The sequence below is a fragment of the Brevibacterium linens ATCC 9172 genome, from assembly GCF_900169165.1.
Lineage (GTDB): Bacteria > Actinomycetota > Actinomycetes > Actinomycetales > Brevibacteriaceae > Brevibacterium > Brevibacterium linens.
This window is the reverse complement of record NZ_FXYY01000003.1, coordinates 42,610-63,276: the sequence shown is the minus strand read 5'-3', so window position 1 is coordinate 63,276 and position 20,667 is coordinate 42,610. Positions and strand designations below refer to the sequence as shown.

The 20,667-nt window shown below is 64.0% G+C and carries 20 protein-coding genes and 1 pseudogene; 7 read left to right on the top strand and 14 right to left on the bottom strand.

The features are described from left to right. Nucleotides 1-13 precede the first annotated feature (13 nt). Entirely contained in the window at nt 14-832 is an 819-nt protein-coding gene (locus tag BLIN9172_RS03435; protein WP_101553859.1) for a thioesterase family protein, read from the bottom strand. 42 nt (nt 833-874) lie between these two features. Further along, entirely contained in the window at nt 875-1,090 is a 216-nt protein-coding gene (locus tag BLIN9172_RS03430; RefSeq protein WP_101553858.1) for a hypothetical protein, read from the bottom strand. Between the two features lie 82 nt (nt 1,091-1,172). On the opposite strand from BLIN9172_RS03430, the gene BLIN9172_RS03425 reads away from it, so the two are divergent. Further along, entirely contained in the window at nt 1,173-1,445 is a 273-nt protein-coding gene (locus BLIN9172_RS03425; protein ID WP_180956938.1) for a hypothetical protein, read from the top strand. Nucleotides 1,446-1,547: 102 nt separating this feature from the next. Further along, a complete protein-coding gene (locus BLIN9172_RS03420) occupies nt 1,548-2,003 on the top strand; it encodes a GNAT family N-acetyltransferase (RefSeq protein ID WP_338077662.1) in 456 nt (151 codons plus the stop codon). A gap of 75 nt (nt 2,004-2,078) precedes the next feature. Here BLIN9172_RS03420 and BLIN9172_RS03415 read toward each other — a convergent pair whose 3' ends face one another. Both BLIN9172_RS03415 and BLIN9172_RS03410 read right to left on the bottom strand, forming a co-directional pair. Further along, a complete protein-coding gene (locus BLIN9172_RS03415; RefSeq protein ID WP_145997918.1) occupies nt 2,079-4,469 on the bottom strand; it encodes a trypsin-like serine protease in 2,391 nt (796 codons plus the stop codon). A 265-nt stretch (nt 4,470-4,734) separates the two neighbouring features. Beyond that, nucleotides 4,735-6,684, bottom strand: a complete 1,950-nt coding sequence (locus BLIN9172_RS03410; protein ID WP_101553857.1) for an LPXTG cell wall anchor domain-containing protein — start codon at nt 6,682-6,684, stop codon at nt 4,735-4,737. A gap of 246 nt (nt 6,685-6,930) precedes the next feature. On the opposite strand from BLIN9172_RS03410, the gene BLIN9172_RS03405 reads away from it, so the two are divergent. From BLIN9172_RS03405 to BLIN9172_RS03395, 3 genes are read left to right on the top strand one after another with little or no spacing between them, the layout of a single operon-like run. Continuing rightward, the gene (locus BLIN9172_RS03405) at nt 6,931-7,407 is read left to right on the top strand and encodes an META domain-containing protein (RefSeq protein WP_101553856.1); all 477 of its coding nucleotides are present in this window, start codon (nt 6,931-6,933) and stop codon (nt 7,405-7,407) included. Next, a complete protein-coding gene (locus tag BLIN9172_RS03400) occupies nt 7,404-7,724 on the top strand; it encodes an META domain-containing protein (RefSeq protein WP_101553855.1) in 321 nt (106 codons plus the stop codon). The genes BLIN9172_RS03405 and BLIN9172_RS03400 overlap by 4 nt, the downstream gene beginning before the upstream one ends. Then, nucleotides 7,725-8,732 carry a DUF808 domain-containing protein gene (locus tag BLIN9172_RS03395; protein ID WP_101553854.1) on the top strand — a complete coding sequence of 336 codons (1,008 nt, stop codon included), beginning with the start codon at nt 7,725-7,727 and terminating at the stop codon, nt 8,730-8,732. Between the two features lie 18 nt (nt 8,733-8,750). Here BLIN9172_RS03395 and BLIN9172_RS03390 read toward each other — a convergent pair whose 3' ends face one another. The 6 genes from BLIN9172_RS03390 to BLIN9172_RS03365 form a co-directional block, all read right to left on the bottom strand. Beyond that, nucleotides 8,751-9,578 carry an ABC transporter ATP-binding protein gene (locus tag BLIN9172_RS03390; RefSeq protein ID WP_101553853.1) on the bottom strand — a complete coding sequence of 276 codons (828 nt, stop codon included), beginning with the start codon at nt 9,576-9,578 and terminating at the stop codon, nt 8,751-8,753. Continuing rightward, complete coding sequence (locus tag BLIN9172_RS03385; protein WP_101554038.1) at nt 9,575-10,588, bottom strand: FecCD family ABC transporter permease; 1,014 nt, start codon at nt 10,586-10,588, stop codon at nt 9,575-9,577. Before BLIN9172_RS03385 ends, BLIN9172_RS03390 begins: the two co-directional genes overlap by 4 nt. Nucleotides 10,589-10,674: 86 nt before the next feature. Further along, complete coding sequence (locus BLIN9172_RS03380; protein ID WP_101553852.1) at nt 10,675-11,742, bottom strand: iron chelate uptake ABC transporter family permease subunit; 1,068 nt, start codon at nt 11,740-11,742, stop codon at nt 10,675-10,677. A gap of 96 nt (nt 11,743-11,838) precedes the next feature. Next, nucleotides 11,839-12,321 (bottom strand): SufE family protein, encoded by a 483-nt coding sequence (locus tag BLIN9172_RS03375; RefSeq protein ID WP_101553851.1) that lies wholly within the window; start codon nt 12,319-12,321, stop codon nt 11,839-11,841. Further along, nucleotides 12,321-13,229, bottom strand: coding sequence for a sulfurtransferase (locus BLIN9172_RS03370; protein WP_025778155.1), 909 nt, complete (start codon nt 13,227-13,229; stop codon nt 12,321-12,323). The genes BLIN9172_RS03375 and BLIN9172_RS03370 overlap by 1 nt, the downstream gene beginning before the upstream one ends. 72 nt (nt 13,230-13,301) lie before the next feature. Continuing rightward, nucleotides 13,302-14,090 (bottom strand): alpha/beta fold hydrolase, encoded by a 789-nt coding sequence (locus tag BLIN9172_RS03365; protein ID WP_101553850.1) that lies wholly within the window; start codon nt 14,088-14,090, stop codon nt 13,302-13,304. A gap of 94 nt (nt 14,091-14,184) precedes the next feature. On the opposite strand from BLIN9172_RS03365, the gene BLIN9172_RS03360 reads away from it, so the two are divergent. Beyond that, entirely contained in the window at nt 14,185-14,643 is a 459-nt protein-coding gene (locus BLIN9172_RS03360; RefSeq protein WP_101553849.1) for an NUDIX hydrolase, read from the top strand. Nucleotides 14,644-14,679: 36 nt separating this feature from the next. Here BLIN9172_RS03360 and BLIN9172_RS03355 read toward each other — a convergent pair whose 3' ends face one another. The 3 genes and pseudogenes from BLIN9172_RS03355 to BLIN9172_RS03345 form a co-directional block, all read right to left on the bottom strand. Continuing rightward, on the bottom strand, nt 14,680-15,633 hold the full coding sequence (locus BLIN9172_RS03355; RefSeq protein WP_101553848.1) for an ABC transporter substrate-binding protein: 954 nt from the start codon (nt 15,631-15,633) through the stop codon (nt 14,680-14,682). Between the two features lie 100 nt (nt 15,634-15,733). After that, nucleotides 15,734-17,213 (bottom strand): annotated as a pseudogene (locus BLIN9172_RS03350) (amino acid permease). A 106-nt stretch (nt 17,214-17,319) separates the two neighbouring features. Further along, nucleotides 17,320-18,639 carry an FAD-dependent oxidoreductase gene (locus BLIN9172_RS03345; RefSeq protein WP_170286865.1) on the bottom strand — a complete coding sequence of 440 codons (1,320 nt, stop codon included), beginning with the start codon at nt 18,637-18,639 and terminating at the stop codon, nt 17,320-17,322. A gap of 123 nt (nt 18,640-18,762) precedes the next feature. Between BLIN9172_RS03345 and BLIN9172_RS17875 the strand changes: the two genes are divergently transcribed. Next, the gene (locus BLIN9172_RS17875) at nt 18,763-19,371 is read left to right on the top strand and encodes a TetR/AcrR family transcriptional regulator (protein WP_164742789.1); all 609 of its coding nucleotides are present in this window, start codon (nt 18,763-18,765) and stop codon (nt 19,369-19,371) included. Nucleotides 19,372-19,378: 7 nt separating this feature from the next. On the opposite strand, the gene BLIN9172_RS03335 is transcribed toward BLIN9172_RS17875, so the two are convergent. Then, nucleotides 19,379-20,635 (bottom strand): alpha-hydroxy acid oxidase, encoded by a 1,257-nt coding sequence (locus BLIN9172_RS03335; protein ID WP_101553846.1) that lies wholly within the window; start codon nt 20,633-20,635, stop codon nt 19,379-19,381. Nucleotides 20,636-20,667 lie beyond the last annotated feature (32 nt).

Genomic DNA, 20,667 nt, shown 5'->3' with positions numbered 1-20,667 from the left:
CGTCATCGACGCGTCACCCGCGGGGCTGGCGCGCCAACTGCCGGGACTGAGCGACGAGGCGGCCGGCCGAGTCCCACAGTTCGCAGTCCTCTTCGAACATGCCGCCAGCGATGTTCCGAGTGGACAGTCGTGCGCTGATCCATCCGGGAGCGGGCAGTGCGCGGACGTGCGCGGTCAGTTCCATCGTCGGTGCCCAGTTGAAGCGACCGAGGTCGAACATCACCGGCGGGAACGAGTCGAGGAAGGTCAGCAGGGACAGAGGGTCCGGGTCACTCCCATCGATGAACCGAATCCAACCTTGGAGCACTCCGCGACCGCTGGGTTTGCCGACCGCGAATCCGGCGGTGGCCCGGTCAAGTCGCATATCGAACCGTTCGATCAGCGGTGCCGCTTTCTTGAAGTCCTCGCTGGCTTCGGCAACACCGACGCATTCTTCCGGTGGTGGCAGGTGGGGCGGGGTGGCTGTCGTGCCGACATCGTCGGGAAGCTCGCCGAGGTTGCCCATCGTGGCCATCGCAGAGATCGTCGGTGCCCCGTTCTGGACGAGTTCGATGCCGTAGCTCGCCGTCGATCGGCCTTCGCGCAGAGTGCGCGTGGTGATGTCGACTGACCCCTCGCTGCTGGGCCCGAGATAGAAGGTCGAGATGACGAGAGGGTCCGGAGTGCTCGGGTTGACGGCACGCAGGGCTTGCCCGGCGACTCCGAGGAGGTAGCCTCCGTTGACGGCGCCGGCGACTTTCCAGCCGGCATCGAGCTCGGCGGTGAAGCTGTGGTCACCGTGACGGGTGACTGCGGTGGCTCGGGAGAATTCGCTGACGGTCGTTTGACTCATATCACATACAGTACCAAGAGCTGAACGAACGTCCAGCCAGATTCAATGCCGTCCGAGCTGCCGTTCGCTGCCGTGCCGGTAGTTTCCCGTCGCCCGTGCCAACAGCTGCTGATCGCTCTCGTCGTCTCGGCCGAGCTTGGGGATGAGTGCGGCAGCCTTCTTCCCGCCGAGTTCCATCACGGTTCGGCCGCCTCGGCGAATGAGCAGGCCCCCGGACTCGGTGACGTGGTAATCGAATGGATCACCTTCGAGGCTCATGACTGGACTCCTTGATCGCGCGCTCAGGCTCTCGCACCTCTTCATTGAACCGCGGCGAGAGCGCACCGACTAGTCTATGCGCATGAGTGTGAAGCTGACCCGGGTCGATCCACATGGCCGCGACGATGATCATCTTATTGATTTCTACACCACGGAAGAGTTCCCCTTCCACGCCAAGTTGTCCGTCTGGTCGAAGGAAGAAGTGCGCGAACGGATCGCGGACGGCTACTTCATCAGTGAGGAGACCGAAACGTTCTGGCTCGTCCACAGCGAGCTGGGTCGGATCGGCATCGTCCGCCTCGAGGATCTTCGTGACGAGACTCCGCTGTTCGACCTCCGATTGGCTTCGCGATAAGCTCACTACCGCCGCTCGTGGCCAGTCATTGGTGGCGATCCTCTGGATTCGGTCGGCTATGCGATCCTGCGCGAGGAATGGGAGACAGGCGTCAGGGATGAATTGCGCTGGCATGATCGCCGTCATTTCCGTGATCAGACTCGATCTGGGATCACGTATTCGTCGAATACTCTGCCTTCGCGCAGTGAGCTGCTCAAGCTCTATGACTCGGTCGGATGGTCTGCCTATACAAGCGATCCGGAACGGCTGCTCCGCAGTGTGCTCAACTCTGCGCACGTCGTCTGTGCTCGCCGGGCAGGGATGCTCGTGGGAATGGCGCGCGTGGTCAGTGACTTCGGAACGATTGTCCACCTCCAAGACGTCCTCGTCGATCCAGGAATGCAGCGGCGCGGTATCGGGGCTGAACTCGTCGTTCGCGTCCTCGAACCGTTCGCCGATGTCCGACAGACCGTTCTGCTCACCGATGCCGGTCCCGGACTGACTGCGTTCTACATGTCGCTCGGCTTCAGCGAGGCCGCCCCGTCGGCAGGGGCGACGGTTCGTGCTTTTGTTCGATGACGTGAAAGTGCCCCTGACCTTCCGGCCAGGGGCACCTTCTCTCAGTCAGTCAGCGAGTGACTGTCAGAGTGTGTTTCAGTTGTTCTTCTTGCGACGCATGGTCAGAACAACAGCGGCTCCACCGACGAGGAGCAGTCCGGCTCCGGCAGCCAGGCCGGTCAGCTCGGCACCGGTGCGAGGCAGATCAGAACCGCCGTCACCGTTTCCATCATCGTTGCCGTTGTCGTCACCATCGTCGCCGCCGCCGTTGCCGTCTTCGTCGGCAACAACCTGGAAGGAGCCGGTAAGGGCTTCTTCCTCTTCGGTGTCGTTGGCGCCGGTGACCTCGACGTCGTACTTACCGAGGTAGGCCTCGGGGTTCGAGGCGCTGGTGCCGTAGATCGAGAATCCGACGACTCCGTCAGCGTTGGCGGTCTCTTCGAGGGTGATGCCCTCGACGTTTTCGGGACCGGCAACAACCTCGAGGGAGACCTTCTCGCCCTCGTCGAAGCCTTCAGCCGTGATCTCCACGCCCTTGTCTTCCTTCACGAAGTCCGAAGCAGCGATTTCCTTCGGCTCGACGGTCAGCGTGCGCTCGGCCGGGGCTTCTTCAGCCTCGACGGTCACGACAAACTGAGCCGCTTCGGAGTTCTGACCATTGACGCTGACAACTGCGGTGTAGTTGTAGTCGCCAGCCTCAGCAGGGGCCTCGGTGGAGAAGTTTCCGTCAGCATCGGTCTTGACCGTGACACTGCCCTCAGCCGGTGCGGCCTGAGCCTGAGCGGAACCGGCATTGGCGCCGGCAGGCTTCCAGGTCAGCGTCACTTCGGCGTTCGGAGCGGCCTTGCCGGTGATCTTTCCGCCTTCGACGACCGTCTGGTCTCCGACCTTGGGAGCTTCGGGCTTCTCGTCACCGTCAGCGTCGGAATCGGCTTCGTCATCCTTGCCGTCTGCTGCAGCCGAAGCGTCGGCGTCGTCACCGTCGGCAGCGGTCGAAGCATCTGCATCCTTACCGTCGGCATCGGCGTCAGCGTCCTTACCGTCGGCACCTGCGGAAGCGTCTGCATCCGTGCTGTCAGCGTCAGCTTCGGCGTTCGAATCGTCACCGTCAGCGGCTGCACCGGCGTCGGAGTCATCCGATGCCTTGACCGTCACGGTGAAGGAAGCGGCCTCCGAGGAGTGACCGTCAACGGTCGCCACGGCCTTCGCTTCGTAGTCGCCTTCTGCTTCGGGACCCTCGAGCGTGAAGTTTCCGCTGTCATCGGCCTTCGCGGTGGCTTCGCCTTCCGCAGCGCCGGTCCAGGTGACCTTCACGTCAGCACCGGCCGCAGCCTTGCCAGTGATCGCGCCCTTGGGCTCGATGGTCTGGTCCTCGACCGTCGGGGCTGCAGGAGCCTCCGGCTCCTCGTTAGGGTCGTCGAGCGTGAACGACTCATCGGATTTGGTGAGTGAGTTTTCAAGGTCGGCGACCCAGGTCCACGCGCCAGTCTCGGGTCCACCCGAGATGACACCGACAGCGGTATCGCCCTGGTAGACGGCACCGCCGGAGTCACCGTGGTCCGAGAAGCGCTTCCCGCCGGAGGTGACCTCGAAGCCGTGAACGGCACGCCCGCCGATGTTGGCGTACTCAAATGCTTCCGGGTCGTCGAGAACGGTACCGGTAGTTACACCTGTGGTCCGCCCGGACTTCTGGATGGACTGTCCGGGTACGGCCGCACCAACCTTCGTGACCTTAGTAGTGCTGGCCGAAAGGTCATTTTCTGCTTTCGCCGTAGTCCAATCGGTCACTTCAGCTTTGGTCGTGAACTTGTCATCGACCTTGATGACAGCGAAGTCGATCGCCTTGTCTTCGTCAGCCACAGTGCCGGTGCCGTCACCGTTGTCGATAATCTCCGACCCGTACTGGTTGAATCCCCAAGCACCGATCGATCCTACACCGGCCTTCACAAAGCCTTCGCCGCCTACAGCTTCTGCCGAAGAGGGAAGTTCCATGTCCAAAATCTCATTCTGAACACCGCCTGCGGTGTCGACTGCACAGTGCCCAGCAGTGAGAACTACCTGATTACCCTGATCGTCCCAGCCAGCGAACCCGGTGGAGCAAGCAGCGGTACCCTGCGGATGCGACACCAGGTATCCTGCACCACCGACCAGGTCGGTCTTGGCCTGAGGCTCGCCCGCAACGTATTTGGGATCGACGACAATCTCGACATTGTCGTACTTGGAAGCAAAGGACTTGACCTTGTCCGTCTTCTTCGCCACTCCGACCACGAGGTCGTCGCCGTCCACGCCGAATCGTCCGACTTCCGAGACCAGCTTTCCGCTGCTGTCGGAGAGGTTCTTGTAGACGGCCGTCTGGACAGCATTCTCGCTGGAGACTTTCACCTCTGGCTGATCAGCCGCAGCGGGCCCTGCGACGAATGCGCCGCCGAGCCCCAATGCCGCAGCCGCCGCCATGGCCAGCGAACTCTGCACGAGTTTCTTCTGCATAAGTTGTTGTCTCTCTGTTCTGAGGGATCAATGTCACAAGTTGTTGACCTAAGTCACGATAAGGTTACGGGCCACACTCAGGTACTACCAAAAAAGTACGTTCAAGACTGTGAACTTAATGTACGAAACTTCAGGAGCTGTACACGGCCCCTGGCTGTTACCTCCACTGAAACTCCCCCATGAATCGACGATGCCCCCGGTCAGAAGACCGGGGGCATCGTCAGTGAGTGTTCAGCAGACCGTCAGACGATCAGCATCACTGTACTCAGTTGTTGCTCTTGCGACGCATCGTCAGAACGACTGCGGTTCCGCCTACGAGGAGCAGTCCGGCTCCGGCAGCCAGGCCGGTCAGCTCGGCACCGGTGCGAGGCAGATCAGAACCGCCGTCACCGTTTCCATCATCGTCGTTTCCGTCGCCGGCATCGCCGTCGTCGTTGTTGCCGTCATCGTCGCCGCCGGATCCGCCACCGGATCCGTCTTCGTCAGCGACAACCTCGAACGAACCGGTCAGTGCCGACTCATCCTCGGTGTCATTGGCGCCGGTGACCTCGACGTCGTACTTGCCGAGGTAGGCCTCGGGGTTCGACGCGCTGGTGCCGTAGATGGAGAATGCGGCAGCACCGTTTTCATTGGCGGTCTCATCGAGGGTGATGCCTTCGACGCCTTCGGGTCCGTTGGCAACCTCAAGGGTCACCTTCTCGCCCTCGTCGAAGCCCTGGACCGTGATCGTCACGCCCTTATCTTCCTTCACGAAGTCGGAAGCGGCGATCTGCTTGGGATCGATGCTGATCTCACGCCCGACAGGAGCGGGAGTCTCGGACTCGTCCTTCTCAACCGTCACATCGAATTCGGTCGTCTTGGATTCCTGTCCATCGACGATCGCGGTTGCGGTGAAGGCGTAATCGCCTTCTGCCTTGGGGCCTTCGACGGAGAAGTTTCCGTCCTTGTCGGCCGTGACAGTCTCGGATCCGTCTTCAGCTGCCTGAGCTTCGGTCTTCTGACCGTCGGTCGTGGATTTGGCTTCCCACGTCACCTCAACCTTCGCACCGGCCTCGGCCTTGCCCTTGACCTCGCCATTGGGCTCGATGGTCTGGTCCTCGGACTTCGGGGCGGCAGGAGCCTCAGGGGTCTCCTCGCCCGGCTTCTCGAGGTGGAAATCGGTACCGGACTGCTCCAGTGAGTGATCGAGGTCGGCCACCCAGCTGAACGAAGTATTGTCATCGTAATCGCCGCCACCGGAGATGACACCGACTGCAGTGTTGCCCTGGTAGACACCGCCGCCGGAGTCGCCCGGCTGCGAGAAGGGCTTGTCGATCGGAGCGGTGACACCGAAACCGTGGACCCAGCGGCCGCCGACGTTCGCGTACTGGAACTGGTCGTTGTACTCATCGAAAGTCGTGCCAGTAGTCACTCCGGTGGTGCGCCCCGACTTGCTGATGGCACCTTCCTTGTGTGCGCCCACCTCGGTGATCTCGGTGGTCGACTTAGCAAGGTCGTCCGAATCGGCGGTCGTCCAGTCGGTGATGCCGTTCTTGACGTTGTAGTTCGACTCGTCGACATTGATCACGGCGAAGTCGATGTCGGACTCGCTGGGGTCGGGCCACTGGTTCTCATCGGCGCCTTCGAGCAGGTCGCCGCCGAAGTTGTGGAAGCCCCACTTGCCGATGACGCCGTCGCCGGAGGCCTGGAAGCCTTCTCCGCCGTTGGCCTGAGCGATCGAGGGCTTCTCGGTCTGGTCAACCGTCGTATCGCCATCGAACTCGTTGGTCTGCTTGTTGATGATCTTCGAGCAGTGTCCGGCGGTGAGGACGACGGGCTTGCCGTCTCCGTCCCAGCCGGAGAAGCCGGTCGAGCAGACTCCGCCGCCGTCGCCGGCCTTGACGAGGTAACCGGCTCCGCCAACGAGATCGTTGCTCGCATAGGGCTTCAGTTCCTTGATGCCCTCGGTGACCTTGATGTTCTTGTACTTCTTTTCGAGCTTCTTGATCTCGTCGGTCTTCTCGGCAACGCCGATGCTGAGCTCGCCGCCGTCGGTGCCGTAGGCGTTGACACCTTCGATGCCGGACAGTGCCTTCTGGACGTGAGCTTCATTCTGAAGGTCCAGCTTCTGCGGCGCGTTGTCGGCCATTGCCGGCGAGGCGACGAGCGCGCCGCTCAGGCCCAGCGCAGCGGCGGCGCTGATGGCCAGCGAACTCTGCACGAGTTTCTTCTGCATAAGGTTGATTCCCTTGATCGTTGTCGATGCTTCGATTGCCCGACCCCGTCAACAGGCTTCGCCGCAGCCCGGCGGCTCGTGTTTTCGGTGTCAGCTTTCCAACCGTGTGAAAGGTTACGGTTTGATCACGACGCAGTGCAAGAACCGTCAGAGTCGCAGGTGAACACAACTTACAGAAGTCGGACTACACAAGCTGTCCTGTCTTCTTCCAGGGGCCTCAAAACCGGTGCCGTTATGATCAGGGACATGCCGAACCATACAACCCTTCGCACTCCGGCCCCTGCACGACCTGCGTCGAGGCTCGCGCTCGGGCTTGCCGCACTTGCTCTCACTTTGCCCCTGGCAGCGTGCGACACCGGCGTCGACCCACGAAACCCCGATTCCTCCCCCACTGAATCCAGCGAAACTGCGTCGCCCGGCGAAGAGGCCTCTGACCTCGATCCGGTAGGCAAGTGGACCTCCCCCGAGGCTGGCGATCCGTTCCTCGAATTCGCCGAAGACGGCTCGCTCGAAGGCTCGGACGGATGCAATGCGATCGTCACCAGTTGGAAGGTCGAAGGCGACGAGATCGCCATCGATTCCTTCATGACCACTCAGAAGGCCTGCGCCGGTGTCGACACCTGGCTGAGCAAGGCCTCAACTGCGACCATCGAAGGCGACGTCATGAAGATCATGGACAGCAACGGCAAAGTCATCGGCGGACTGGAAAAGGAAGACAAATGACACAGGAACTCATCGGCCGCTGGGTGGCCGAGACGAACGACCGGGCCTTCCTCGAATTCTCCGAAGACGGCTCACTGCGCGGCAGCGACGGCGCCAACAACCTCGTGACCTCATGGTCAGCCGAGCCGGAGGGCTTGATGATCAAAGCCTCGCTGATGACGCTCAAAGCCGCACCCGGGATGGTCACCTGGGTTCCCAAAGCCCGGCGAGTCGAACCGGTTGGCGACCACTTGCGGGTCTTCGACGCTGCCGGCAACCACCTCGGCGACCTGCATCGTCAACCGCCGGGTGCCGCTCACAAGCTCGGCGGTCGTTAGATGGCCGGGGGTCTGATCGCGCTCCTCGACGACGTCGCCGCACTCGTCAAGCTCTCGGCTGCCAGTCTCGACGATGTCGCTGCGGGTGCGTCTCGAGCCAGTGCCAAAGCTGCGGGCGTCGTCATCGACGATGCGGCGGTGACTCCGAAGTTCGTCGAAGGAGTGGACCCGAAGCGCGAGCTTCCGATCATCAAACGCATCGCCTTCGGATCGCTGTTCAACAAGCTCATCATCCTCCCGGTCATTCTGCTGCTCAGCCAGTTTCTTCCTTGGCTGCTGACTCCGCTGCTCATGGTGGGCGGCACCTACCTGTGCTTTGAGGGTGCCGAGAAGGTCTTCGAGAAGCTCGGGTGGATCGCCCACCATGAGAAGGAGGCCCCGGCCGCCGAGCAGGCGACCGATGGTGCGGCAGCAGAGAAGAAAGTCGTGCGGTCGGCCATCACCACTGACTTCGTCCTCAGCTGCGAGATCATGGTCATCGCCCTCAACGAGGTGGCCGCCGAGTCCCTGACCAGCCGTGCCGTCATCCTCGCCATCGTCGGAGTTGCGATCACCCTCGGCGTCTATGGAGTCGTCGCACTCATCGTGAAGATGGATGACATCGGGCTGCATATGGCGAAGAAGGACTCCCCCGGGCAGCAGACGTTCGGACGGTTCCTCGTCCGTGCCATGCCGAAGCTGCTCGCGCTCCTCTCCGTCGTCGGCACCTTCGCCATGCTGTGGGTCGGAGGCCATATCATCCTCGTCGGCACCGATGAACTCGGCTTCCACGCCCTCTACGGCGTCGTTCACCACCTCGAAGAGCCTGTCGCCGCGATCGCGGCCGTCGGCGGTTTCCTGGGGTGGCTGGTCAACACGTTCTTCTCCCTCATCCTCGGCGCGATCTGGGGAGGCATCGTCGTCGGCGTGATCTTCGGAGTCAAGGCACTCTTCAAAGGCAAGAGCACTTCCGATAGGACGCACACGCCCGCCGAGGCGGGGCCGCATTCGGATCAGACCCGAACATAGTCGTCCGGTCGACCCCGATCAGGGCTGAGCGAAGGTCTTCTTCGGTGCTCCCGCCACGATCATCGGAGCACCCGTGACCGGATCGTCGATGACCGTGCAGTCGATGCCGAAGACCTCATGGACGAGCTCCGAGGTGATGATCGCCTCAGGCGGTCCCTGAGCGACGATGGAACCGTCCTTCATCGCAATGATCTCGTCGGCATACCGGCAGGCCTGGTTGAGGTCGTGGAGCACGGCGACCAGCGTATGCCCGTATTCGTGGTTGAGCTGCGAGAACAGGTCGAGCAGCTCGATCTGGTAGGCGACGTCGAGAAAGGTCGTCGGTTCATCGAGCAAAAGGAGCGATGTCTCCTGAGCGAGCACCATGGCCACCCAGACGCGTTGGCGCTGACCACCGGAGAGTTCGTCGACGAGCCGTGAGGACAGCTCTTCGGTGTTCGTCGCCCGCAGCGCCGACAGCACAGCGGCTTCATCGGCGTCGGTCCACTGGCGCAGGAACGACTGATGCGGGTGCCGCCCACGGGAGACGAGCTCGGCGACCGTGATCCCGTCCGGGGCGATGGATGACTGCGGGAGAAGACCGAGCCGTTGGGCGATCTTCTTCGTCTTCATCTTCTCGATATTGTTCCCGTCGAGCAGCACCGAGCCCTTCGCCGGCGGCAGCAGCCGTGCCAGAGCGCGCAGCAGTGTCGACTTGCCGCAGGCATTGGGGCCGACGATGATCGAGAACTTTCCATCGGGAATGCTCACATCGAGATCGCTGACGATCAGGCGCTGGTCATAGGCCAGGTCGAGGTTCTCGGCGATCAGCGGGGAGACTGTGCTCCCAGCGTTGGGATTGCTCATGATGCCTTCCGAGCTTCTTGGATGAGGAGCCAGATGAGGTAGATGCCGCCGATGCTCACGGTGATCACGCCGACGGGCAGCTGGATGTCGCCGAACGCATGCTGGGCAACGAGATCGGCGGCGACGAGGAGCAGCGCTCCGACAGCCGCCGACGTCAGCAGGCTGGTGCCTTGTGCCCGCGCGATCCTGCGTCCGATCTGCGGGGCGGCCAGGGCCACGAAGGCGATCGGGCCGGCGGCGGCCGTGACAACTGCGACGAGGGCGACGGCGATGACGATGAGCACGGCACGGATGGGCTCATTGCGCACACCCAGTGCCTTCGCCGTGTCATCGCCGAGTTCCAAGGTTCGGAGATCTCTGGAGAAGAGTCCGCAGGCCAGTCCGAGGACGATCACGGCCACAGCCGCAGGGGCGATCGTCGACCAGCTCATTCCGTTGAGGGTGCCGGCACCCCAGGTGGCCGCGGCCATCGCGAGCTCGAGATCGGCACGCATGATCAGCCAGGTGTTGAAGGCGTTGAGCATCGCTGTCAGAGCGATTCCGACGATGATGAGCCGGAACCCCTGCACTCCGCCTTTCCAGGTGAGCAGGTAGACGACCAGTGCGGTGAGCAGCCCGCCGATGATCGCTCCTGCCGCGGTGGAGACGAAGCTCGTGCCGAAGACGATGATCGTGACGATGCCTCCGGTGTAGGCACCGGTGGAGAAGCCGATGATGTCCGGAGAGCCGAGAGGGTTGCGCGTCAGCGATTGGAACACTGCCCCGGAGACTCCGAGTCCGGCGCCCAGGACGATTCCGGCGATGATGCGCGGCGCCCGCCATTCTCCGACGACGGTGTTGACGATGCGCTTGTCTGCTGCCCCGAACAGCCCTTGGAAGACTTCGGTCGGAGTCACCGAGAACTTGCCGAGCATGAGACCGGCGAAACCGCAGGCCAGAGCGAGAAGCGTGATGATGCCGGCAGTGATGATGACCCTCATGTCGATGCGGAATCCGAAGACGCGCAGCATGGGCCGACCGAAGTCGACCCTCTCCCCCGGCAGTGCGTTCGGATGCGCGGTGAGGGTGCGATCGGCAACCGCGAGGTTGGTGGTCTTCACAGGCCGCTCGCCTTCTTTCGACGGACAAGGGCGATGAGCACCGGAGCACCGACGAACGCGGTGACGACTCCGACTTGGAGTTCGCCGGGCTTCATCACGACTCTGCCGATGACGTCCGAGGCCAGGAGCAGAATGGGTGCCAGGACGAGTGAGTAGCCGAGGATCCAGCGCTGGTCGGGACCGACGATCCACCGCGCGATGTGCGGAATCATCAGACCGATGAATCCGATCGGCCCGGCCGCGGCCGTGGCCGCTCCGGCCAGGAGGGTCACGGCGATGATGGAGAGCACTCGGGTGCGGTTGACCGAGGTGCCGAGGCTGGCGGCCAGATCATCGCCGAGGGCCACGGCGTTGAGTGAGTGGGACAGCGCCAGAGCGAGCACGGTGCCGATGCCGATGAACGGCAGAATGGCGGTGATCGTATCGAAATCACGGCCGGCGATCGCACCGACATCCCAGGATCGGAATGCGTCGAAGGCGCGTTCGTTGGTCAGCAGGATCGCTTTGGTCAGTCCGGTGAGGACCGCGGCGACGGCGACTCCGGCCAGAGTCAGGCGGATCGGATCGACCGTGCGGCTGCGGCCCGCGGACCCGATGACATAGACCCCGACGGTGGCGACGAGGGCACCGGCGAAGGCGAACCAGATGTATCCGGTGATCGAGGAGATCCCGAAGAACGCGACCCCGATCGTGATCGCCAGGGACGCTCCGGCATTGACGCCGAGGATGCCAGGATCGGCCAGCGGGTTGCGCGTGAGAGCTTGGATGAGTCCACCGGCCAGACCCAGCCCCATGCCGACGAGGATGCCGAGCACTGTGCGCGGCAGGCGCAGTTCGAGGACGACGAGCTGATCGTCGCTGCCGGTGGGGGCGAAGAAGGCTCCGAGGACCTCCGAGATCGGCATGTCCCTGGCGCCGATGGCCAGAGACGCTGCGATCACGAGAATCAGTGCGATGATCGCCGCGACCAGGCCCAGCACTCGCCTGATCCGCAGGCTGCCACCGGCCGGATGACTGGTGTCGGTATGCGGTTTCGCCTCGGCAGAGGTGGCGGAACCGGTCATCGAGGTGGTCCTTTGAGTGAAATGGCGGTCAGGTGACTAAGGGCAGGCTAACCACACTGTAACTCACCGGACCACCTCAGCCAAGCGAGAGAGGTCTCACTCGGCTGTGACCTTGCCGATCCTCTCGGACACCTGTCGCTGGATCCGGGAGAGCATTCCACTCATTCCGCGCAGCCTCAGCGGGCTGACGACCTCCGACATCGACAGCCGCAGGGGCAGGTCGGCGGGAACCGACAGGATCGCCTCGGCGCTGGCACCGTCGAGCCCTTCGTGCAGGATCCCGGCGAAGCCTCGTGTCGTCGGCGCTTCCGGAGGAGCGGAGAAGTGCAGGCGCACTTCCGCCTGCTCCCCCGCCTCGGGGTCGGCCACCTCGGTGACGAGGAAGATCGGAGACTGGCACTCGGGCACGGGCTCGAGCAGCTCCGGGTGGTCGGTGTACTTCTCCGGCAGGTCGGGCAGGTCCGTGGCGAACTCCAACAGCACCTGCAGCCGGTCGTCGGCCGGAGTGTCGGCGAAGTCCGTGACGATCTCTGCCAGCGCCTCCGGCAGGTCGTCGGTCTTGGGTGTCGTCTCGGTCATCAGCGTCCGGGCACCTCTCCGGGTTCGGCTCCGGTGACGATCGGCACGCCGACGACATTGCCCCATTCGGTCCAGGAGCCGTCATAGTTGCGCACGTTGCTGTACCCGAGGAGGTGCTTGAGGACGAACCAGGTGTGGCTGGAGCGTTCGCCGATCCGGCAGTAGGCGATGACCTCATCGCTGGTGCCCAGTCCCGCTTCTTCGGTGTAGAGCGCCTTGAGTTCGGCTGCGGACTTGAAGGTGCCGTCTTCGTTGGCTGCCTTGCCCCACGGCATCGACTTCGCGCCGGGGATATGGCCGCCGCGCAGTGCGCCTTCCTCCGGGTAGGCGGGCATATGGGTGCGTTCGCCGGTGTATTCCTCCGGGCTGCGCACATCGATGAGCGGGACATCGCCGAGGCTGCTGCGAACCTCGGGCAGGAAGGCGCGGATGACGGAATCGTCGCGGTCGACGACAGGGTATTCGGTGGGTGCGGGCTGCGGCTTCTCCGTGGTCATCTCACGGCCTTCGGCCTGCCATTTCGCACGACCGCCGTCCATGAGCCGGACGTCTTCGTGGCCGAAGAGAGTGAAGACCCACAGCGCGTAGGCCGCCCACCAGTTGGACTTGTCGCCGTAGACGACGATGGTGTCATCGCGGGAGATGCCCTTGGCGGACATGAGCGCGGCGAATCCCTCACCGTCGACGTAGTCACGGGTGACGGGATCGTTGAGTTCCGTGTGCCAATCGACCTTGACCGCTCCCGGAATGTGTCCGGTTTCGTAGAGCAGCACGTCTTCATCGCTTTCGACGATGACGAGTCCGGGAGCGCCTGCATGCTGGGCCACCCAGTCGGTGCTGACCAGTCGGGTTCCGTCCGCGTATTCGGCGAACTTCTGTGCGGGATCGGCCGGGATCGCAGTGCTCACGCATTCCTCCTGAGAGTTTGAGTCCAATTGTGCTCGATGTGGCAACGTCGAGCGCGTTCAGCATATTCCTTTTCAGGGGCGGCTGAGGAATGCCGTCAGCGCTGAGACGAACTCCCGCGGTTTCTCAGAATGCACCCAGTGTCCCGAGCCTTTGACCGTGAGGAGTGTGGTGCGTGGGAACAGACGGCGCATCTGCGGCAGGTCGTCACGGTCGACGTAGTCCGATTTCTCACCGGCGACCCAGAGGACGCGATGGTCGAACACGGCATCGCCCATGTCCGGGAAGTCCCCGATGGCATCGAGGCTCGAGTCCAGCAGCGCCAGGTTGGGCTGCCAGGAATACCCCGCCGAGGTGGGGCGCAGGTTCTGCAGCAGGAATCCCCTGATCGCAGCCTCCGGGATCGGGTCCCGAAGTGCCTCATCAGCCTCGGTGCGCGATTCGATCCGATCGAGATCGAGGGCGGCGAGGCTGGAGAGCAGGTGGTCGAAGGCTCCGGTGGACCCGCCGGCATTGGGGCCGATGTCGACGACGACGAGGCGGTCGATGAGATCCGGGTGACGCAGCGCGAGCACCATCGCGACCTTTCCACCCAGGGAATGTCCGACCAGGTGCACGGGCTGATCATCGGGGGCGACAGCCTCGGCGATATGGGCCGCCACGGCATCGGCGAGCTCGACGTAGTCGAAGGTCTCGGTCCATTCGGACTCGCCGTGGTTGGGCAGGTCGACCAGCAGGCTGGAGAATTCTGGCTCGATGTCCTTGGCGATGCGGGTGAAGTTCTTGCCTCGGCCGAACAGACCGTGGAGGAAGACGACCAGGCGCCCGGATTCGCCGATTCGAGTGCTGTTGATGGTGGTCACGATCCCAGCCTATCGGTCGGGTGAGTTTCTGCCAGTGCGACCCAACGCCTCCGGTCCCGTCGGCATCGGCTGACAGCGCGGGTAGGGTGAGGTCATGCACTTCTCCGAATATGACACTCGACTTGCCGGTTACGCGGTCATCGTCAATGACGACGACGAAATCCTCCTCAGCTGGTTCAACGGCGGCAAGGACCGCCTGCACGCGATCTGGACGCTGCCCGGAGGCGGAATCGAGTTCGACGAAAGCATCGAAGCGGGCACACTCCGGGAGATCAAAGAGGAGACCGGGTTCGACGCCGAACTGGTCCGCCCCTTGGCCACTCATTCCTTCACAGAGCCTCGCCGCAATCCGGCCTTCAGCGATTCGACGGATCGTCCCTTCAAAGGCGTACGGGTCGTCTACGAGGCGCGGATCATCGGCGGCACCTTGGGCACCCTCGAAGTCGATGGGACGACGGATCGGGCGGAATGGCTGCCGATCACTTCGCTGCCGAACGTCCGGCACGCCCGCATCATCGACATCGGCCTCGATGCGTGGCGTGCCGCCGTGTGAGTTCTGCGCAACGGCGCAGCGGCGTACTGTCGCCGGTCACTTCACCTTGTCGGCGATGAGATCCGGGAGCTTCTCCGCCGTGTACTGTGCCGAGAGGATCGAGTTGAGCGAGAATGCCTTGCGGATGTCGTCGTTCTCGTTGGTCAGAACGAGGTCGTGCCCGTCCTTGACGGCCGGGATCCGCTTGTAGGCGGCATCGCCGGTGACATCGGCGTCCTCGATGTAGATCGGGAACGTCAGAAGCAGGTCCGCGTCGAGCTGATCGAGGTTCTCCTCGGAGATCGGCACGGAGAAGCCCTCGGGTTTCATTCCGGCTATCGTCTCGGACTGCTTGAAGCCGAGCTGCTTCATGACCTGCACGCGACCTGATTCCTCGACGTAGGCGGCCCATCCGTCGGCGGTCTTCGCCGCCACGGTCACGGACTTGTCCTGGAACTCGGGATGAGCTTCGCGCGCATCCGCGTAGAACTTGTCGAGGTCGTCGAGCAGCTTCTTCCCGTCGTCGTCCTTGCCCAGTGCCTGAGAGACGAGGTCGACCTGCTGGTCCATGGTCGTCAGGTAGTTGTCGCCGCCTTCGGGAACTCCGACCGTCGGGGCGATCTCGGAGAGACGGTCGTAGCGCTCTTTCTCACCCGAACTGTTCGTATCGAGGATGACGTCGGGCTCGAGTGCGGCAATGGCCTCGTAGTCGGGTTCCATCGTCGCGATGATCTCCGGTGCTTCGTCGTAGAGATCTTCGGCCCACGGGCCGACTCCCTTGCCGCCGAATTCGACCCAGTCGGAGGCGCCGACGGGCTGGACTCCGAGCGCCAGCGCGGTCTCGGCATCGCCCCATCCCAGCGCCACGACCTTCTGCGGGTCGGCGGGCAACTCGACGGCACCGAACTTCGTGTCAACGGTGGGCCCGGATGCCTCCTCGGCGGCACCTCCTCCGCCGCAGCCGGCGAGGACGAGGACGGAGGCGATCACTGGGGCGAGAATACGGCGCATGAAATCCTTCTTGAGTAGTTAGGCGAGCCTAGCTTAACTCATTTTCCGGATGTCGTGATCGTCCCCGCGCGGCCGCCTCGGCGAGGGACCGACCATCGAATCAGGAAGCCTTGATCTCGAGCCCCTCGACATCCATCTCATCGAGGGCGACCATGCGTGAGCGGCGACCGGTGACGATGCGGTGGATGAGCCACAGAAGCAGGAACGCCGGAAGCCCGGCATAGGCGCTGGCGACCTGGAGCAGCTGCCCGGCCACGACAGCCTGCACATTCTGGCCGATGATGACGACGATGAGCATGATGAGCGCGATGATCGGGCCGATCGGGAACAGCGGAGCCCGGTAGGGCAGGTCCGCAACGGCATGGCCCTGACGCACATAGGCCCTGCGGAACCGGAAGTGGCACCAGGCGATGCCGACCCAGACGATGAAGCCGGAGAGCCCGGAGACGTTGATCAGCCAGGTGTAGGCCCCACCGTCGCCCATGATCTCGGTGAGGAATCCGAACAGTCCGATCATGGCGGTGGCCAGCAGGGCCATGACGGGGACTCCGCGTTCGTTGAGGCGGGCGAACAGCCTCGGCGCGGTCCCCTCTTTCGCCATGGCGTAGAGCATGCGGGTGGAGGCGTAGAGGCCGGAGTTGCCGGCGGAGAGGATGGCGGTGAGGATGACGGCGTTCATCATTCCGGCGGCCACGGCGATGCCGGCGCGTTCGAAGACGAGGGTGAACGGTGAGGCCGTGATGTCCTCATTGTTCGCCGAGGCCAGCAGGGAGGGGTCGGTATAGGGCAGGAGGAAGCCGATGACGGCGATGGCGCCGATGTAGAAGAGCATGATGCGCCAGAATACGGTGCGGATGGCGCGCGGCATGTCCTTGCGCGGGTTCTCCGACTCCCCCCGCGGTGACGCCGACGAGTTCGGTGCCCTGGAAGGAGAATCCGGCGATCATGAAGACGCTGATGACCGACACCCATCCGCCGACGAACGGAGCCTCTCCCGTCGTCCAGTTGTTCATCCCGGGTGCGGTTCCGCCGAGGATGCCGGCGATCATGAGCACTCCGAGGACGAGGAATGCGAGCACGGCGGTGACCTTGATGGCCGCGAACCAGAATTCGCCTTCGCCGAAGGCCTTCGCGGACAGGAAGTTCAGCCCGGCCAGCAGGATGAGGAAGACCGCCGCCCAGATCCACGACGGCACGTCGGGGAACCAGAAGGACATGATGACGCCGGCGGCGACGAGTTCGGCGGCCAGGGTGATCGCCCAGTTGAACCAGTAGTTCCAGCCCATGGCGAAGCCGAATGAGGGACTGACGTATTTGGTGCCGTAGGTGTGGAACGATCCGGCCACGGGCAGGTGGGCCGACATCTCACCGAGGGACTGCATGACGAAGAGGACCATGATCCCGATCGCGGCGTAGGCCACCAGGGCACCGCCGGGGCCGGCCTGTGAGATCGTGCCGCCGGAGCCGAGGAAGAGTCCGGTGCCGATTGCGCCGCCGATGGCGATCATCTGCAGGTGGCGAGACTTCAGTCCCCGCCGGAGTCGGCGTTCGTCGTTCGCCGAGGCGGCTGGCATTCCCATGGTCATCCTCGTTCGTGGTTCGGCAGGTCCGCGCACGAGGGGCCTGGCCATTCCTACCACAATCGGGGTCGGCCCCGGCCGCTGCAGGCGCCGGGTGGGAGGAGGGTCACATCCGCCGAGGCGGGGATTCGAGCAGCTGCAGTATCGGCTTGAGCGCCGACCGGATGCTGATGACGCGAAACGCCTGGTCGCGGACGAACGCGAAGAGCCGGGACCGGCCGAACATCAGCCGCGCCAGGGACCGCGAGTTGTCGTGAGCAGCCTCGACACGTGGCCGCTGGCGGGCTTCGAAGCGTTCGAGTGCGGCGGCTGCGCTCGTCCCAACCGCTGAGGCGGAGAGTTCGTCGGCGAGCACCCCGGCCGATTCCATCGCCATACCGGCGCCGATTCCGGCAGTCGGAAGGAACCCTGCGGCCGCATCGCCGAGCAGAACGGTGCGACCATGGCTCCACTTCAATGCCCGGGAATCCCGCAGCGGCCAGAAGAACGGCGCTTCGGCCTCCTCGACCGCGGTGAGGCAGGCGTCGATCCGCGGAGTCAGCACCGACAGCCGCCTGCGAACCTCGGCTGCGAGTCGCCGGGGGCCGAGCGGCTGCCGGGTGTCGGGACAACCGAGGAAGACTCCGACGGCTCCCTTGACCGGGTACATGCCGAGGAAGAATCCATCGCCCCAGATCTCATCGACGGCGCTCTGATCACCATCGGCCTCGGCCCAGCAGACCCATCCGCCCCAGGTCGTGTCCACTGACGACTCCGGGGAGGTCTCGCCGGAGACGGCAGCGGCAGTGCTGCCTGATTCGCTCGTGGCGGTTGCGGCAGGCCCACCGGTCACGAGTCTGCGGGTGCGGGAGTTCATGCCGTCGGCGATGACGACGGCATCGAATGCGAGTGCTGCCTCCTGACCCAGGTTCCGCTGCCGTCGCCCACGGTGCTGTTCGGATCGGCTGTCCTGGACCAGATTCACAGTGGCACCGTCGTCGGACAGTCCGGTCACTGTGGTGCCGAAGGCGATCGGGCAGTCGTCGTCGGTGAGCACGTCGAGCAATGCGGAGCGGGAGATTCCGCGATAGTCGCCGAAGTCGGCCAGCAGATCACCGAGGTGGTCCTGTCGGAGGACTTTTCCGTTGTGCGCATGGGCGATATAGCGATCGATGCCGACGCTGGCCCCGAGGTAAGCCTCCCGGCACTCGAGTTCGTCGATGATGGGATCGACCATGGGCATGAGTGCGAGCATGTATCCGGCCCGGTTGTCACCGATCATCCGACGGGAATCCGGCGACCGGTCGATGAGGACCGGGTGCATCCCGCGGGCCCGCAGGAGCTGAGCCAGGGTGATGCCGGCGATTCCGGCTCCGACGATGAGAATACGCGGCTCTTCCGGGCTCACGTGCTTCAGCTGGTCGTCGACCATTGCCGCGATGATCATGCGTGGTCTCCTTCGTCGGGCCGTTCCAGTGTGCCGACCCAAGTGGACCGGCTGGTCCACACACGGTATCACCGAGTGGACCGCATGGTCCACAATCGTGTCGAGCATTGCTACACTGACGGCGTGTCCGAGACTGCGTTGGCGCGTATGCGCCCCGAGAAGCGCGCCGCGCTCATCGATGCCGCCGCGCGAGAATTCGCTTCGCGGACGTTCGAGGAGGCGTCGCTCAATCGCATCATCTCCACCTGCGGGATGAGCAAGAGCTCCTTCTACCATGTCGTCGACTCGAAGGACGACCTCTTCGCCCTCGTCGTCACCGATCTCGCTGCGGCTGCCCGCGGGTTCTGGACTCCGCCTGCTCCGGACAGCTTTTCGGACGGGTTCTGGGACCGTGCGCGCTCGGTCTGGGACGACATTGCGCGAACATGGCCCGGCAGCCCTGAGCTCACGCTCCTGTGGCACATCGTCTATGCGAATACGGACAGTCCGGCTGTGCGACGCCTTGCCGACCGCGTCGAAGAATGGGTGCGCGCCGTGCTCATCGCCGGACGTGAAGCCGCAGCGATCGATGTCGAGTGTCCGCTCGAGCTCCAGACTCTGGCGGTGTTCTCACTGCTGCGGACGTTCGACGAATGGGCTCTGCACCTGACGGAAAGCGATAGCCCAACCGTCGGCCCTGAGGAGATCTCAGTCCATCAGTTCAGGCTGCTCACGCGTCTGCTGAGTGCCTGAGACGGGCTCACACAGAGTCGACGACCGGCAGCTCCCGGTCCGAGACCGGTGACTGAGGCAGGCCGCGGACGAGGTCGGGGCCCAGATCGGAGATGCTCCGGGCGCCCATGAGCCCCATGGCGGTGAGGATCTCCTGCTGGATGAGGGCGATCGCCCTCTCGACGCCTCGTTGGCCGCCGGCCATGAGCCCGTACAGGTACGCCCGGCCGATGAGTACGAAGTCGGCTCCGGCGCACAGCGCGGCGACGACATCGGTGCCGGACATGATGCCGGAGTCGAAGATGAGCTCCATCTCCGGTCCGACCTCCGCACGGACTTCGGCCAGGGAGGTCAGCGAATCGGGGGCCCGATCGAGCTGGCGGCCGCCGTGGTTGGAGACGACGAGTCCATCGGCTCCGACGGATCGGGCGCGCCGGGCATCCTCGGCGGTGAGGATCCCCTTGACGAACAGGCGTCCGTTCCATTGGTCGCGGATCCACCGCAGGTCATCGAGGTCGAGGGTCGGGTCGAACATCGTCTTCGTCATCTCCGCCAGGGACTGGGAGGTGTTCGACAGCGACGCGTATTTCGGCGGTTCGGTGGTGAGGAAGTTGAACCACCAGCCGGGACGATAGGAGGCGTCGAGGATCGTTCCCAGTGTCAGACGGGGCGGGATCGTCAGCCCGTTGCGGTGATCGCGCAGACGCTGACCGGTGATCGGGGTGTCGACGGTGACCAGCAGGGTCTCGTATCCGCTGGCGGCGGCCCGCTGGATCAGGTCGAGGCTGCGCTGCCGGTCCTTCCACAGGTAGAGCTGGAACCACCGGGTGGAATCCGGTGCCGCCTGCGCGACGTCTTCGACCGAGGTCGTGCCCATCGTCGACAGCGAGAACGGAATTCCGGCCTTCGCCGCCGCTCGGACTCCGGCGACCTCGCCTGCGGAGTGCATCATACGCGTGTAGCCGGTCGGGGCGATGCCGAAGGGCAGCCGGGCTCGGGCGCCGGCGATCGTCGTCGACGTATCCGGCGCATCGACGCCGTGGAGGATGCGGGGAAGGAGCTCGACGGTGCCGAGCGCCTCACGGTTCTTCGCCAGGGTCCGCTCATCCAGAGCCGCACCGTCGACATAGTCGAACGGTGCGGTCGGTGTCACGCGCTTGGCGATGCGGCGAAGGTCCCAGATGTCCGCGGCCGACTCCAATCTGGCTGCAACCCGGTCGAGTCGGGGCAGGTCGAACTGCAGCAAGGGGGCGAGTTCTCTCAGATCGGGCAGTCGGCGCTTCATTTCTCTCCTCGTTCTCGGTTGAGGTAGGCGAG

Bases quoted from the DNA above. Each gene is read 5' to 3' on its own strand.
- BLIN9172_RS03435 (WP_101553859.1), bottom strand. From the start codon at position 832: ATGAGTCAAACGACCGTCAGCGAATTCTCCCGAGCCACCGCAGTCACC.
- BLIN9172_RS03430 (WP_101553858.1), bottom strand. From the start codon at position 1,090: ATGAGCCTCGAAGGTGATCCATTCGATTACCACGTCACCGAGTCCGGG.
- BLIN9172_RS03425 (WP_180956938.1), top strand. From the start codon at position 1,173: ATGAGTGTGAAGCTGACCCGGGTCGATCCACATGGCCGCGACGATGAT.
- BLIN9172_RS03415 (WP_145997918.1), bottom strand. From the start codon at position 4,469: ATGCAGAAGAAACTCGTGCAGAGTTCGCTGGCCATGGCGGCGGCTGCG.
- BLIN9172_RS03410 (WP_101553857.1), bottom strand. From the start codon at position 6,684: ATGCAGAAGAAACTCGTGCAGAGTTCGCTGGCCATCAGCGCCGCCGCT.
- BLIN9172_RS03405 (WP_101553856.1), top strand. From the start codon at position 6,931: ATGCCGAACCATACAACCCTTCGCACTCCGGCCCCTGCACGACCTGCG.
- BLIN9172_RS03400 (WP_101553855.1), top strand. From the start codon at position 7,404: ATGACACAGGAACTCATCGGCCGCTGGGTGGCCGAGACGAACGACCGG.
- BLIN9172_RS03395 (WP_101553854.1), top strand. From the start codon at position 7,725: ATGGCCGGGGGTCTGATCGCGCTCCTCGACGACGTCGCCGCACTCGTC.
- BLIN9172_RS03390 (WP_101553853.1), bottom strand. From the start codon at position 9,578: ATGAGCAATCCCAACGCTGGGAGCACAGTCTCCCCGCTGATCGCCGAG.
- BLIN9172_RS03385 (WP_101554038.1), bottom strand. From the start codon at position 10,588: ATGCTGCGCGTCTTCGGATTCCGCATCGACATGAGGGTCATCATCACT.
- BLIN9172_RS03380 (WP_101553852.1), bottom strand. From the start codon at position 11,742: ATGACCGGTTCCGCCACCTCTGCCGAGGCGAAACCGCATACCGACACC.
- BLIN9172_RS03375 (WP_101553851.1), bottom strand. From the start codon at position 12,321: ATGACCGAGACGACACCCAAGACCGACGACCTGCCGGAGGCGCTGGCA.
- BLIN9172_RS03360 (WP_101553849.1), top strand. From the start codon at position 14,185: ATGCACTTCTCCGAATATGACACTCGACTTGCCGGTTACGCGGTCATC.
- BLIN9172_RS03355 (WP_101553848.1), bottom strand. From the start codon at position 15,633: ATGCGCCGTATTCTCGCCCCAGTGATCGCCTCCGTCCTCGTCCTCGCC.
- BLIN9172_RS03345 (WP_170286865.1), bottom strand. From the start codon at position 18,639: ATGATCATCGCGGCAATGGTCGACGACCAGCTGAAGCACGTGAGCCCG.
- BLIN9172_RS03335 (WP_101553846.1), bottom strand. From the start codon at position 20,635: ATGAAGCGCCGACTGCCCGATCTGAGAGAACTCGCCCCCTTGCTGCAG.